Consider the following 13,134-nt stretch of genomic DNA (forward strand, 5'->3'; position numbering starts at 1 on the left):
AGGCAACCCCGCGGGGTCAACTTTTCGTGAAGATGGACTTTATTTTTAGGCTGTCCTAAAATTAGGTATGTCACTGGCTCCCTTCCCCCCCGACCCTCATGCTGCCCCGGCCCACCGCTCTGACCTGGACGCCCGCATGACTGCCCGGGCGGCCGAGGTCCTGGGGCGGACGAGCCAGCGCCGGGGCCTGGCCCGTATCGCCCCCTTTCTCGGCCCCGCCGTCATCGCCTCTATCGCCTACATGGACCCGGGCAACTTCGCCACCAATATTCAGGGCGGCGCGCAATTCGGGTACACGCTGCTGTGGGTAATCTTGGCGGCGAACCTGATGGCGATGCTCATTCAGAACCTCAGCGCGAAGCTGGGGATCGCTACCGGGAAGAACCTGCCCGAGGTCATCCGGGAGCGCTGGCCCCGTCCGCTGGTCTGGCTCTACTGGATTCAGGCCGAGATCGTGGCGATGGCGACCGACCTCGCCGAGTTCCTGGGGGCCGCGCTCGCCATCCACCTCCTCACCGGGCTCCCGATGATGTGGGGGGCGGCGATCACGGGCGTGCTGACCTTCGCGCTGCTGGGCCTGCAACGGCGCGGCTTCCGCCCGCTGGAGCTGGCGATCCTGGGGTTCGTGCTCGCCATCGGGGTGGCGTACCTCGTGCAGTTCCTGATCGCGCACCCCGGCATCGGGGCGCTGCGCGGCTTCGTGCCCAGCTTCCAGGGGACGGACAGCGTGTACCTCGCGGTGGGGATCATCGGCGCGACCGTCATGCCGCACGTGATCTACCTGCACTCGGCGCTGACCCAGGGGCGCGTCCCCACCCGCACGGACGAGGAAAAGGTGCGCCTCTCGCGGCTGAACCGCCTGGACGTGCTGCTGGCGATGGGGTTCGCGGGCCTGATTAACATGAGCATGCTCGCGGTGAGTGCGGCCACCTTCCACGGCAAGGGGATTGAGGACGCGGGCAACCTGGAGACGGCCTACCGCACGCTCACCCCGCTGCTCGGCCCCGCCGCCGCCGTCGCCTTCGCCATCGCCCTCCTCGCCAGCGGCCTGAGCAGCAGCGCCGTGGGCACGATGGCCGGACAGGTCATCATGCAGGGCTTCGTACGCTTTCACATCCCGATTTGGCTGCGGCGAACCATCACCATGCTCCCCGCCTTCGCCGTGATTCTCGCGGGGCTGGACCCCACCGCCACGCTGGTGCTGTCGCAGGTGATCCTGAGTTTCGGCGTGCCCTTCGCGCTCGTGCCCCTGCTCCTCTTCACCGCCCGGCGCGACGTGATGGGCGTGTTGCAGAGCCGTCCCCTCGTCACCACGCTGGGCTGGCTCTTCGCGGCGGTGATTATCGGGTTGAACGGGTATCTGCTGTGGGGGGCGTTCGTGGGCTGAGGAGGCAGGACGTGGGGCGCGGGAGAAGCTTTTTCCGCGCCCCGCCTACTGCGTTCCGCGTCCCAGGCTCACGTCCCGCCCCAGCGCGTCCCACAGCCTCCCCCGGTACTCCTCCCCGCTCACCTCGTACACGCCCAGCCGGGCGAGGTGGGGATTCTGAATCTGGGCGTCGAGCAGGGTAAAGCCCCGCGTGTGCAGGTGCGCGGCGAGGCAGACGAGCGCGACCTTGCTCGCGTTCGTGACGCGGTGAAACTTGCTCTCGGCGATAAAGGCGCCGCCCAGGGCCAGGCCCAGGATGCCGCCCGCCAGCTCACCGTCCCGCCAGACCTCGAAGGAATGGGCCAGACCCGTGGAGTGCAGGTGCGCGTACATCGTGGTCAGCGGTGGGCTGATCCACTCGCCGTCGCGCTCGGGGGCGCCCGGCAATCGGCCCCGGCACCCCTCGACCACCTCGGCGAAGGCGGTGTCGATCCGCACCTCGAACCGGCCCAGTTCCCGCCGCAGCCGCCGCGCCACGTGCAGCCCCTCTGCCCCGGTGAGCGGCACGAGCGCCCGGCGGTCCACCGCGTACCACTGCACGCCGTCCCCATTGTCCATCAGGAAGGCGCCGCCCGCGTAGCCGCGCGCCACCTCGCGGGTGAGGGGGTCGGGGTGATTCAGGAAGTGGGAGGCTGGGGGCATGGAGTGGGGGATGAGTTGGGCGCCAAGCGGAGAGGGGACGACATGGACATGCGGGGAGAGCCGCCCCTCACCCACTCACCCCTTCGGATACAGCACCGCCTGGGTGCAGCGGAAGAGCGCCATCACCTTTCCGCCGGGACCGCGCACCTCGGCGTCCCAGACCTGGGTGGTGCGCCCGGCATGGACAGCGCGGGCCTCGCAGGTCACGAGCCCTTCACGGGCGGTGGACAGGTGGTTACTCTTGAGTTCGATGGTCGTGAAGCCGTTCGCGCCCTCCGGCAGCAGCATCCGGGTGCCGTAGCCACAGGTCGTGTCCGCCAGGGCGACGACGCTGGCGGCGTGCAGAAAACCGTTCGGGGCGAGGAGTTCGGGCCGCACCGTGAACTCGCTTCGCAGCAGGCCCTTTTCCACGTGGGTAAAGCGAATCCCGATCAGGCCCGGGAGCAGGCCCTCGCCGAGCGCGTTGAGTTGATTCAGGTTGGGGTGGTCGGGCATCGCGGCCAGGCTAGCAGCGCCCGGTGAGGGAAACACTGCCCCCGATGGGGGAAAGAGCCGAAGTCCCTCAATACGGCAGCGCAGCCAGACGCAGGAGCGTCTCGCGGGCCTCTTCGGCGCTTGTCAATCGCCGGGTGCGGTCGGGCTCGGTCAGCGCAGCCAGAAGGGCGTCGAGCGGGTCGGGCGTGGGCGGCGGCGGGAGGTCCGGCCCCGAGAGCGCGCCGTGAAGCCCCCAGCCCAGCAGCACGCCCACGCTGTAGAGGTCGCTCTCGGGACCCAGGTGCTCGCCCCGCGCCGCCTCGGGGCTCTGGAAGGCGGCAGTGCCCATGCGGGTGGGGGTGGCGAAGGCCTCGCGGATGGGGCCGGAGAGGTCGAGGTCCACCAGCTTGGCGCTGCCGTCGGGCTCGACGAGGATGTTCTCGGGCTTCACGTCGCGGTGGACGATCCCGCGCTCGTGCAGGTAGCCCAGCCCGTCGAGCAGGTGGACGAGCGTGAGCAAAAAGGCGCGGCGGTCGTGCGTCAGCGCCGGGCGGCGGGCGTAGCGGTCGAACAGCACCGTGCCGCGCGCCAGGGTCACGATCAGGGCGGGCTGGTCGTCAATGCGGACCGGGGCGAGCACCCGCGCCAGCCGGGGGTGGTCGAGCAGGGCGCCGTTGCCGTACTCGCGCAGCGCGTGCGAGGCGAAGCGGGGGTCGAAGATTTTGACGGCACAGGGCTGCCCGGCGGGACCCACGGCGAAGTACACCACGCTGTGTGACCCCCGGCCGAGGGGCCGCACCAGCCGCACCCCCTCCCCCACCACCTGTCCTGCCAGCGGCATCTCCCCCCACGCTACCGCAGGGAGGGGCCGGGCGGTAGCCCCGGCGGGGGTCCCCAGGCTCCCATCACGGCCGAGTTCAGCGGCGTTGTCACCCTGAGCGCGAGCTTGGGTCCACAACGGCAGTTGGAGACGCCCCGCCTGCGGCTCAGCATGACCATGTCGATACAGGGCTCAAAAAGATTGCCCTCCTTTGCCGAGGAGCCATTGTTCTTCGTCAGGCTCAAAGCCTGGGGTGTCCCCGCTCCCCCCGGGTAGACTCCTCCCCATGTCGGGCTTCGGGCTGGTGCTGGGCGGGGGCGGCGCGCGCGGGCTGGCGCATCTGGGCGTGTGGACGGTGCTGGAGGAGGCGGAGTTGCGCCCGCAGGTGCTGGCAGGTACCAGCATGGGCGGGCTGATCGGCGCCTTTATCGCGGCTGGGGCGAGCGCGGCGGAGTTGCGCCGGGTGTCGGAGACGGTGTCGTGGCGGCGGCTGATCGACTGGCGCCTCGGCACGGGCCTGTTGCGAGCGAGCTCCTTCGAGGCCTGGCTGGCGTCGCACCTGCCCCCCACCTTCGAGGAGCTGCGGCTGCCCCTCGCGGTCACCGCGACGGACGTGCTCACCGGGCGCCAGGTGTACCTGCGCTCCGGGGACCTGTACACCGCGCTGCGGGCCACGACGGCCTATCCGGGCGCCATAGACCCGGTGCCCCTGGACGACATGCTGCTCGCTGACGGCGGCATCCTGAATCAGGTGCCGGTGGACGCCGCGCTCTTTCTCGGCGTGCGGAGGGTCGCGGCGGTGGACGTGACCTCGCCCCGGCCCCTCGAACTGCCCGAGCGGCGCAGGCGCTGGGGACATGGCCCACCCCTGGGCGCCGTGCAGTCGCTGCGGCGGGCGGTGGATATCATGCAGGCGCAACTGACCGACGCGCGGCTGAGCCTGTACCGGCCAGATGTGCTGCTGCGCCCGGAACTGGAGGGAATCGACCTCCAGAGCTTCCGGCGCGGCGTGCAGGCCATGGCGGCGGGCGAGGCGGCGGCGCGGGCGGAACTGACGCGGCTGCACGCGCTGGCGTCCTGACGGAATTGGTGGGGGCAGGAGGCACGGGGCAGGCCGCCGTCCGCTATCCTGCGCGGCGGACAAGGAGTTGCATGACAAGACTGAATAAGGCGCCCCCGGGACCGCTCGGGAAGCTGTGGAAGGAAGTGCTGGAGCCCATCGTGTTCGCGGTGGTGATCACCCAGTTCGTGGCGACGCTCGTCGGCGTGGACGGTGTGAGCATGATGCCCAACCTGCGCGACCACGAGCGGGTCTTCGTGCCGAAGTACGAGACATGGCTGCACAAGGCGGGCGTCGGAAACTTTCAGCGGGGCGACATCCTGATTTTCAAACCCCCGCGCGAGGCGGCGGCGCAGGCCCCCAACCTCACCAAGAGTGCCTTTGGGCTGTGGAACTACCGCCCCTTCCTGATCAAGCGCCTGATCGGGCTGCCCGGCGACCGCGTCAAGGTCGAGGAGGGCGAGGTCTATGTGAACGGCGTGCGGCTCGACGAGGGCTGGACGACCGACTACTGGCGCGAGCAGGGCTGCTGGGACACCCAGAGTGACCTCGCCAACAACGCCGCCTCCTCCGGGATAGGCGTCCTGCCGGACCAGCCCGAGATCACCGTGCCCGCCGGACACTATTTCGTGATGGGCGACAACCGCACGGCGGGCGGCTCCGAGGACTCGCGGCTCTTCGGGCCGGTGCCCCTGCGCGACATCGCGGGGCGGGCAGCGGCGGTCATCTGGCCAATCATGCGGAAGCAGAGCGCCCGCTACGACTGCTCGGCCGGAAACGTAGCGGACTTCAGCGGCCCGAACGTGCTGAACTGGCGCGTCTTGGAGCGGCCCGAGGCCTTCACCACGCTGAAGACGGCGCTGGCAAAGGAAGGCCTGCTGAACCCGCAGAAGTAAGCGCCGGGCAAAAGGGCATCGGCATAGATTCGCGCTGCCGATGCCCTTCGCTTTTCTGACCTTCTGGAGCCCGGGAAAGAAGAGCGCTGTCATGCTGGGTGAAACGAGGCATCGTCTCGTCTCGCGCTCAGGGTGACACAGCTTCTTCCAGGCCTTGCTTTTGCACCCCTCCCCTGCGGAGTCAGGCTTCCTCCCCGTCCTCCTCTTCCTCCCCGCCCAGAACGGAGATTTCCGTCTCCTCCCAAACGATCCGGTACTCGCCCTCGCGGGCGATGAAGTCGGCGGCCATCCGCAGCGTCTCCTCCACCCAGCCGTAGTCGTTGCTGAGGGTGGCGACGCCGATGACCTCCCAGTCGTGGGCGTCGAGGCCGTCGAGCCGCGCCACGGTCAGGGGATAGCGGGCCTTGAGGCGCTCGACGACGGGGCGCACCAGGGCGCGTTTCTCCTTGAGGTTGGTCACCCACGGCATCTCGACCCGGACGGTCAGGACGCCGACGTAGCCCAGGGCCACGGGGGGCTAGAGCATGCCCGCCAGGAAGCCCTGCGAGCGCACGGCGCGCACGAGGTCCATGACGGTGTGCTGGCTGGGGTCGTAGTGGACTTCGATCTGGCCCTCGTCGGGCGTGGCCTGGGCGACGCCGGGCAGGGTCCTGAGGTGGGCGGCGACGCGGTCCCCGGCGTCACGGGTCATGCCGCGCACGCCGAGCAGCACGCGGGTAGGCTTGCTCGTCATGGCGGCCATTATGCCCGTCCTTCCATCCCGGCGCGTGAACTTTCCGCCAGGGGCTCACCCGGCGCCGTCGTCGCCCGTGTGCCGAGGTGACACACGGCGTAGCGGCCAGTGACGCGGGCCTCCTCCGACTGAGCCGCCGTTTCCAATGCCGGGGTGAGAGGAAAATGCACCTCGTACACGGCGCTGTCGTAGGCGCTCTTGACGGCCGCGTGGAGCAGGCCCACCGCGGTGCCCTCCGGGGCGTCCGGCGAAAGGATCACGGCCCGGACGAGGACGATGGGTCGGTCCCCCTGCCACACGTGCTGGGCGAGGATGACGCCCTGCAAGGTCCCCGAATCGTCCTGCGCCACGAAGGAATGTTCGCTGCGCTCGTAGAACTTCAGGGCGGGGAGACTGGTGCACAACCTCCCCTCGCGCTCGCGGTCGGGCAGGCTGTCGAAGGCGGGGTCCGTGTGTCGCTGCGCGGCGAGGTCAAGGGCTGCCAAGGCCTCGTAGTCAGGTTCGGCGAAGGTGCGATACCGCATGGGGGCAGCCTAGCGTCCGGGGTGGAGATATTCCTCGATCTCCGCTCGGTTCGGCATGGCGTCCTGTGCGCCGGGGCGGGTGCAGGCGAGGGCGGCGGCGACTCCGGCGGCGTGTAGGGCTTCGGGGAGGGCTTGACCGGAGGCCAGCCAGGCGACCAGGACGCCGCAGAAGGTATCTCCCGCCCCCGTGGTGTCCACCGGGGTCACGGGGTAGGCGGGCAGGCGATAGGTGTTCTCCTCCGTCACGGTCAGGCTGCCCCGCGAGCCGAGCGTGACGGTGATGGCCTGTGGACCACGGGCAAGGAGGGTGCGGGCCTGCGCCTCCACATCCTGTCCATCGGCGCCGCCGAGGAAGACAGCCAGCTCGTGCTCGTTCACGATCAGGTGGTGTGTCCGGGCGAGCAGTTCGGGACCGGGCTCACGGGCGGGCGCCGCGTTGTGCAGCACGGTCAGTCCTGCATTGTGGGCGCGGCGGGCCGCCTCACGGGTGACCTCGGGCGGGAGTTCGTTCTGGAGGAGCAGGTGTGTGAAGCCCCTCAGGTCGGCGGGCAGGTGCGCGGGCAGGACATGGGCATTCGCCCCGCTGGCAACGGTGATCGCGTTCTCGCCGTCCGGGGAGACGGTGATGAGCGCGAGGCCGGTGGGGGCGCCGAGGTCGTGCAGGTGGGAAAGGTTCACCCCGGCGTGAGTCAGACCGGACAGGGCGACCTCCCGAAAGGAATCCTGTCCGACAGCCCCGCAAAGGCTCACGGATATCCCGGCGAGCGCCGCCGCGACCGCCTGATTCGCCCCCTTGCCCCCCGGGGACACGCGGGCCTCCTCCCCGAGTACCGTCTCGCCCGGCGCGGGAATGCGGGAGGCGCGCACCGTCACGTCGGCATTCACGCTGCCCACCACGAGGACGGTCATGCGTTCGCTTCCTCTTCCACACCCTCCGTTTCCACCGGATACCTCTGCCTCCACAGCGCCCAGCCCTCCTCGGGAAAGGCGCGTTTGGCCTCGGGGGCAAAGAGGCGGGCGCCCTCCTTCTCCAGCTCGGGGTCGGGGCAGGGCACTACATCCGTGTCCTGCATGGCGGGGTGATCACTCCACTTGATCAGGCGGCCCGAACCGCCCCAGGGGTCGTCTGTGGCCCAGACGACGCGCCCGACCCCGAGCAGCGCACTCGCGCCCCCGCACATCAGGCAGGGTTCCAGGCTGGTGTAGAGGGTCAGCGTCTCGGCCTCCTTCACCTTGCCGACCGCGAAGAACACGTCCATCTCGGCGTGGGCGACGCTGGCGGCCCCCACGTGTTCGGGGGTCTGGGCCTCGCCCACCCGGTTGCGGCCCCGAGCGACCACCTCGCCCTGCGCGTTGACCAGGACGGCGCCGACGGGAGCACTCCCCGCCTCCTGCGATTCGCGGGCCAGGCGCAGGGCTTCCTGAAGGTGGGGACGGTGGGCCGCCGGGTCGAGCGGGGAGAGAGGCATGGGGCAGTCTGACACGCCCCCCGCGCGTCCCCGGATGAGGCGGCCCCCAGCCCTCCACCCGGGGACATTGCGAGGCTCTTCATGGTAAGCGAACACCCATTGCGCTTATACTGAGTTCAATTTCAACCCGGCCCCTTTCACCGCTCGCCCGAGCAGGCGGGGCCAAGGAGTGTGAGGAGCGGCATGAAGCGACCCTGGCTGGATCATTACGAGGAAGGCGTTCCCCGCGCCTGGACCCCCAGCAACGACGTGCTGCCGGACCTGCTGCGCCGCACCGCCGAGGCCTTTCCTGACCGCGTCGCGCTGAGCTTTCTGGGCGCGACGACCACCTACCGCGAGCTGTGGCAGGACGTGGGGCACTTCGCCGCCGCCCTCCAGAGGCTCGGCGTGCGGCCCAGCGAGCGGGTCAGCATCATGCTGCCCAACTGCCCGCAATTCGTAGTTGCCTTCTACGGGGCGCTGCTGGCTGGGGCGACCGTGGTGAACACCAGCCCGCTGTATGTGGCGAGTGAGCTGGAGCACCAGCTCCGGGACAGCGGGAGCGAGACGCTGATCCTGCTCGACGCCTTCTACCCCCGGTACAGCGCCGTCGCCAGCAGGGTGCCGGTCCAGCGCGTGATCGTAACGGGCATCCAGGACGCGCTGCCCTTTCCCAAGAGCGTGCTGTACCCGCTCAAGGCGCGGCGGGAGGGCAACTGGGTAAACGTGCGGGCGGGGGGCTCGGTCTACGCCTTTCGGAGCCTCCTGCGCTCGCCGTCCGCCACCCCCCGGGCCGTCACGCTACGCCCGGATGACGTGGCGTTGCTGCAATACACGGGCGGCACGACCGGCGTGCCCAAGGGCGCGATGCTCACGCACGGCAACCTCGTGGCAAATGCCGAGCAGGCGCGAGCCTGGATGACCGACCTGCGGCCCGGGCAGGAGGTGACCCTGGCCGCCATTCCGTTCTTCCACGTGTACGGCATGACGGTCGCCATGAACCTCAGCGTGCTGATCGGGGCGACCATCGCACTCGTGCCCAATGCGCGCGACACCCGGATGGTGCTCTCGCAGATCGTGGCGAGCGGGGCGACCCTCTTTCCCGGGGTGCCCACGCTGTACAACGCGATCAACAACCACCCCGACACGCCCAACTTCGACCTCACCACCATCCGGGCCTGCATCAGCGGGAGCGCGCCCCTGCCGCTAGAGACGGCCCGCCAGTTCCGGCAGACCACGGGCGGCGCGAACCTCGTCGAGGGGTACGGCCTGACGGAGGCCAGCCCGATCACCCACGTCAACCCGATCTACGGCGAGCAGCGCGAGGGCAGCATCGGCCTGCCCCTGCCCGGCGTGGACGCCCTGGTGGTCGGCGAGGACGGCCAGCCCGTCCCCGAGGGTGAGGTTGGCGAGCTGTGGGTCTCCGGCCCGAACGTGATGAAAGGCTACTGGAACCGGCCTGATGAGACCACGAAGGTGCTGCGCGAGGCACACGGCCAGACCTGGCTGCTGACGGGCGACATGGCCGTGACCGACGAGGCGGGCTACTTCCGCATCGTGGACCGCAAGAAAGACCTCATCATCGCCGGGGGGTACAACATCTACCCGCGCGAGGTGGAGGAGGTGCTCTACGCCCATTCCGCCGTGCTGGAGGCCGCCGCCGTGGGTGTGCCCGACCCCTACCGCGGCGAGAGCGTCCACGCGGTCGTCGCCCTGAAGCCCGGAATGAAGGCGACGGAGGCGGACATCATCGCCCACTGCCGCCTCCACCTCAGCCCCTACAAGGTGCCGCGCAGCGTCGAGTTTCGCGCTGAGCTGCCCAAGACGGCGGCCCTCAAGGTGCTCCGGCGCCAGCTCGCCGAGGAGGCACGGGCCGCGCGACAGGTCCAGGCGGCGGGCTGAGGGCTGCTCCCTCGGTGATGCACGCACCTCTTTCGCGGAAGAAAGGCACGACGAGGACGGGGTTTTCTCCCTCTCCCCATGTGGGAGATGGCCGGGGTGTGGGGCATGTGACCAGCGCCACCTGCTTCTCCCACAAGGGGGGATAGACATCCTGACTCGCCGCCCACGCCCGGCCCGTTTGCCCCCTCTGCACGCAGCTCTGCGGGTCCCAGCCTCCCCTTACGGGGGAGGGGCTTTTTTTGCCGCCTGACACGCCTTCTGTTCCACATGGGAAATCCCCACCCACCAACCGGCCCACCTTCCCACCTTGCGCCGAAGACTTCTCATGGTCTTCCCAGTGAGGGGGAATGCCACCAGAGTGACGGGTGCCCTATCATGTGCCTTATGGCGTATACCATCCTCGTCGCGGACGACGAACCGGCCATCCGGTCTATGCTGGAGGTCATTCTGTCAGCGGACGGGCACGAAATCGTGGCGGTGTCAGACGGCAAGGCGGCGCTCGATTATCTACGGGAGAATACCCCCGACGCGATGCTGCTGGACGTGCAGATGCCGCAGATGGACGGCTTCGAAATCTGCTCGCGGGTCAAGCGCGTCAAGCGGCTGGGCAAGGCTCCCGTGCTGCTCCTCACCGCCCTCGACGACGATCAGACCCGCGACCACGCCCGACTGGTCGGTGCCGATGACCTGGTGTACAAACCGCTGAGTGGGAAGAACCTGCGCCAGCGCGTGAGTCAGCTCATCCAGGCGCGGCGCCGCTGAGCCCCAAGGAGAACCGACGTGTTTCTGAGGTTTTTGAAATTCACCAGCTCGCTGCTGCTGGCGGGAGGCGTGGCCGCCGCCGGAGTGGGGGCGACCTACGTCACCAAGTGGACCCGGGAACTGCCCGACTACCGCCAGCTCGACAACCTGAGCCTGGGGGCCGAGACCCGAGTCTACGCCCGCGACGGCTCCCCTATGGGCACCTTGATTCCCAAGATCGGCGAGCAGGCGATCAGCCGCACCCTCGTCCGGCTTGACGAGATCAGCCCCTTCATGACGGCGGCGCTGATCGCCAACGAGGACCGCCGCTTCTTCGAGCATTACGGCCTGGACCCCTACGGCATCGGGCGGCAGCTTCGCCGGGTCGCGCAGGGCGAGGACGTGCAGGGCGGCTCGACCCTGACGAACCAGCTCATCAAGAACACACTGCTGCTCGACGAGTACAAGCAGGCCCGCACCCCCGACCGCAAGATCAAGGAATGGCTGCTCTCGGTGCAGGTCGAGCGCGCCTTTACCAAGGACGAGATCCTGCGCGACTACCTCAACGCGATCTACTGGGGTGACGGCGGGCCGGTGGAACTTTACGGCATCTACTCGGCCGCGCAGGCGTACTTCCGCAAGACGCCCAAGCAACTCGACCTCGCCGAGAGCGCGTACCTCACCGTGCTGGTACCCAGCCCCAACCGCTACTTCGACTACAAGGCGATGCGGCCCCTGATGAAGGTGCTGTTCACGCGCATGGTCGAGGACAAGTGGATCACCCAGGCGCAGGCGGACGCCGCCTGGAAGGAAAAGCTCCAGCCGCGCGGCTGGCAGGTCACCTATGACGCGCAGGGCAACGTGACGAGCGCGAAGCTGGTGGACCGCAGCGCCAAGGAACTCAAGGCGGTGACCACCACCCGCTACCCGCACTTCATGGGGCAGGTGGAGCAGGAACTCGTCCGCCGCTTCGGGCGCGAGAAGGTGTACGGCTCGGGCGGGCTGCGGGTCTACACCTCCCTGGACCCCAAGATTCAGAACGCCGTGGAAACGGCCAGCCGCGAGGCGACCGGAATGCCGCCGGGCACCACGCTGGGCGCGGTCATCATCGACCCGTACAGCGCGGAAGTGCTGGGCATGATCGGGCAGAAGATCGTGCCGGGCAAGCCCCTGCCCGACTGGAACAACGCCGCACAGGGGCAGCGCCAGATTGGCTCGACCATCAAGCCGCTGCTGTACACCACGGCCCTCTCGACTGGGCTGGACCAGACCCACCGTGAGGACGACAAGCCCATCACCTTCCCCTGCGAGAGCTGCAAGGGCGGGGTGTACAAGCCGCAGAACTTCGAGGGCCACACGACCTACCGCAGCATGACCATCCGCGAGGCGCTCGACCGTTCGCTGAACCTCGTCACCGTGCGCCTGGCCGACCGCATCGGCCTCCAGACCTTCTTCAATAAACTGCGGGAGCTGGGCGTGCCGCCGAACGACGGGACGGGCCTGGCCGCAGCGCTGGGGGCCGTCGAGACCACACCGGTGAAGATGGCCGCCGCCTACGCCCCCTTCGTGAACGGCGGGCTGTACCGCGCGCCCCGCTACATCAGCCGCGTGACCACCGCGCGGGGTGAGGTGCTGTACGACGCGGCGAACGACCTCACCAAGCCCAAGCGGGTCTGGACGCCGCAGATCGCCTTCCTGGGCCTGGACATGATCCACGGCGTGGTGAACGACCTTACGGCGCCTCAGGGCGGTCTGGCGTGGCCCGCCAAGTTCGGCGACTGGGAAATCGCGGGCAAGACAGGCACCTCCAACGGCCCCAAGGACTTCTGGTTCGTGGGGACCACGCCCCTCTACACCGGAGCCGTGTGGGTCGGCAAGCAGCAGGGCGGCGAGATGCCCAGGACCGGCTACTACAGCGGCCTGGTAAACGCGCCCATCTGGCGCCGGATGATGGAGATCGTCCACGCGGGCAAGACACCAACCGCATTCACCCAGCCCCCCGGCATCACGTACGCGGAGGCGCCCGACCAGGGCTGGCTCCCCGGCGTGAAGGTCGCCATGCTCGACCCCAACTTCAAGACATCGACGACGGCCATCGAAGAGGACGCCGCCCCGCCCGTCGTCTACCGCGAGGCGGACTGGACGCCCGGCCAGGCGGACCCGCGCACCACGGTGGTCAGCCTCGACCGCACGACCGGGCGCCTGGCGACCGAGTTCACGCCGCCCGAGAACATCGTGCCCCGGCGTATCGCCATCGAGGACCTGCCCGCCTACGCTCCCGACCCGGACCCCGCCCCCCTATCCGACGAGAAGCCCGACCCGCAGGCGGTCAAGGCGATCCGCGCGCCCAGCACCGCGCCCGCGCCCAATTCCAAGGGCGAGGACGCGCCGTAAGCCACACCTCCCGTCAAGGCCCCCGCAGCGAGCGGGGGTTTTTCGCTGGACTTCCCTTCTCACCCGGCTGTCAC

At 69.2% G+C, this 13,134-nt stretch carries 14 protein-coding genes; 6 read left to right on the forward strand and 8 right to left on the reverse strand.

Features of this window, described 5'->3' with window-relative positions; translation table 11 throughout:
- Positions 1 to 67: 67 nt before the first annotated feature.
- Positions 68 to 1,387, forward strand: a complete 1,320-nt coding sequence (locus F784_RS0106140; protein WP_425387104.1) for an Nramp family divalent metal transporter — start codon at positions 68 to 70, stop codon at positions 1,385 to 1,387.
- Between the two features lie 45 nt (positions 1,388 to 1,432).
- Here the strand turns inward: F784_RS0106140 and aat are convergent, their stop codons facing one another.
- From aat to F784_RS0106155, 3 genes are all read right to left on the reverse strand, one after another.
- Positions 1,433 to 2,068 carry a leucyl/phenylalanyl-tRNA--protein transferase gene (gene aat / locus F784_RS0106145; protein ID WP_019585840.1) on the reverse strand — a complete coding sequence of 212 codons (636 nt, stop codon included), beginning with the start codon at positions 2,066 to 2,068 and terminating at the stop codon, positions 1,433 to 1,435.
- A gap of 75 nt (positions 2,069 to 2,143) precedes the next feature.
- A complete protein-coding gene (locus F784_RS0106150) occupies positions 2,144 to 2,563 on the reverse strand; it encodes a PaaI family thioesterase (RefSeq protein ID WP_019585841.1) in 420 nt (139 codons plus the stop codon).
- Between the two features lie 67 nt (positions 2,564 to 2,630).
- Positions 2,631 to 3,383, reverse strand: a complete 753-nt coding sequence (locus F784_RS0106155) for a serine/threonine-protein kinase (RefSeq protein WP_019585842.1) — start codon at positions 3,381 to 3,383, stop codon at positions 2,631 to 2,633.
- A 265-nt stretch (positions 3,384 to 3,648) separates the two neighbouring features.
- Here F784_RS0106155 and F784_RS0106160 point away from each other — a divergent pair, with 265 nt between their 5' ends.
- Together F784_RS0106160 and lepB are read left to right on the forward strand one after the other, a co-directional pair.
- Positions 3,649 to 4,443, forward strand: coding sequence for a patatin-like phospholipase family protein (locus F784_RS0106160; RefSeq protein WP_019585843.1), 795 nt, complete (start codon positions 3,649 to 3,651; stop codon positions 4,441 to 4,443).
- Positions 4,444 to 4,514: 71 nt separating this feature from the next.
- On the forward strand, positions 4,515 to 5,318 hold the full coding sequence (gene lepB, locus F784_RS0106165) for a signal peptidase I (RefSeq protein ID WP_019585844.1): 804 nt from the start codon (positions 4,515 to 4,517) through the stop codon (positions 5,316 to 5,318).
- Between the two features lie 181 nt (positions 5,319 to 5,499).
- On the opposite strand, the gene F784_RS0106170 is transcribed toward lepB, so the two are convergent.
- From F784_RS0106170 to F784_RS0106190, 5 genes are read right to left on the reverse strand one after another with little or no spacing between them, the layout of a single operon-like run.
- Complete coding sequence (locus F784_RS0106170) at positions 5,500 to 5,829, reverse strand: DUF503 domain-containing protein (RefSeq protein WP_019585845.1); 330 nt, start codon at positions 5,827 to 5,829, stop codon at positions 5,500 to 5,502.
- Between the two features lie 6 nt (positions 5,830 to 5,835).
- Positions 5,836 to 6,060: a heavy-metal-associated domain-containing protein gene (locus F784_RS0106175; protein ID WP_019585846.1), complete on the reverse strand. Its 225-nt coding sequence runs from the start codon at positions 6,058 to 6,060 to the stop codon at positions 5,836 to 5,838.
- Positions 6,060 to 6,575: a DUF1999 domain-containing protein gene (locus F784_RS0106180; protein ID WP_019585847.1), complete on the reverse strand. Its 516-nt coding sequence runs from the start codon at positions 6,573 to 6,575 to the stop codon at positions 6,060 to 6,062. Before F784_RS0106180 ends, F784_RS0106175 begins: the two co-directional genes overlap by 1 nt.
- A gap of 9 nt (positions 6,576 to 6,584) precedes the next feature.
- Positions 6,585 to 7,484: a ribokinase gene (locus F784_RS0106185; RefSeq protein WP_019585848.1), complete on the reverse strand. Its 900-nt coding sequence runs from the start codon at positions 7,482 to 7,484 to the stop codon at positions 6,585 to 6,587.
- Positions 7,481 to 8,044: a nucleoside deaminase gene (locus tag F784_RS0106190; protein ID WP_019585849.1), complete on the reverse strand. Its 564-nt coding sequence runs from the start codon at positions 8,042 to 8,044 to the stop codon at positions 7,481 to 7,483. The genes F784_RS0106185 and F784_RS0106190 overlap by 4 nt, the downstream gene beginning before the upstream one ends.
- Positions 8,045 to 8,227: 183 nt before the next feature.
- Between F784_RS0106190 and F784_RS0106195 the strand changes: the two genes are divergently transcribed.
- The 3 genes from F784_RS0106195 (at position 8,228) to F784_RS22400 (ending at position 13,060) form a co-directional block, all read left to right on the forward strand.
- Positions 8,228 to 9,925 carry a long-chain-fatty-acid--CoA ligase gene (locus tag F784_RS0106195; RefSeq protein WP_019585850.1) on the forward strand — a complete coding sequence of 566 codons (1,698 nt, stop codon included), beginning with the start codon at positions 8,228 to 8,230 and terminating at the stop codon, positions 9,923 to 9,925.
- Between the two features lie 375 nt (positions 9,926 to 10,300).
- Positions 10,301 to 10,687, forward strand: a complete 387-nt coding sequence (locus F784_RS0106200) for a response regulator (protein ID WP_026332311.1) — start codon at positions 10,301 to 10,303, stop codon at positions 10,685 to 10,687.
- 18 nt (positions 10,688 to 10,705) lie between these two features.
- Positions 10,706 to 13,060 (forward strand): transglycosylase domain-containing protein, encoded by a 2,355-nt coding sequence (locus F784_RS22400; protein WP_019585853.1) that lies wholly within the window; start codon positions 10,706 to 10,708, stop codon positions 13,058 to 13,060.
- The last annotated feature ends 74 nt before the right edge of the window (positions 13,061 to 13,134 follow it).

Origin of the sequence: Deinococcus apachensis DSM 19763 (genome assembly GCF_000381345.1) — a bacterium.
Lineage (GTDB): Bacteria > Deinococcota > Deinococci > Deinococcales > Deinococcaceae > Deinococcus > Deinococcus apachensis.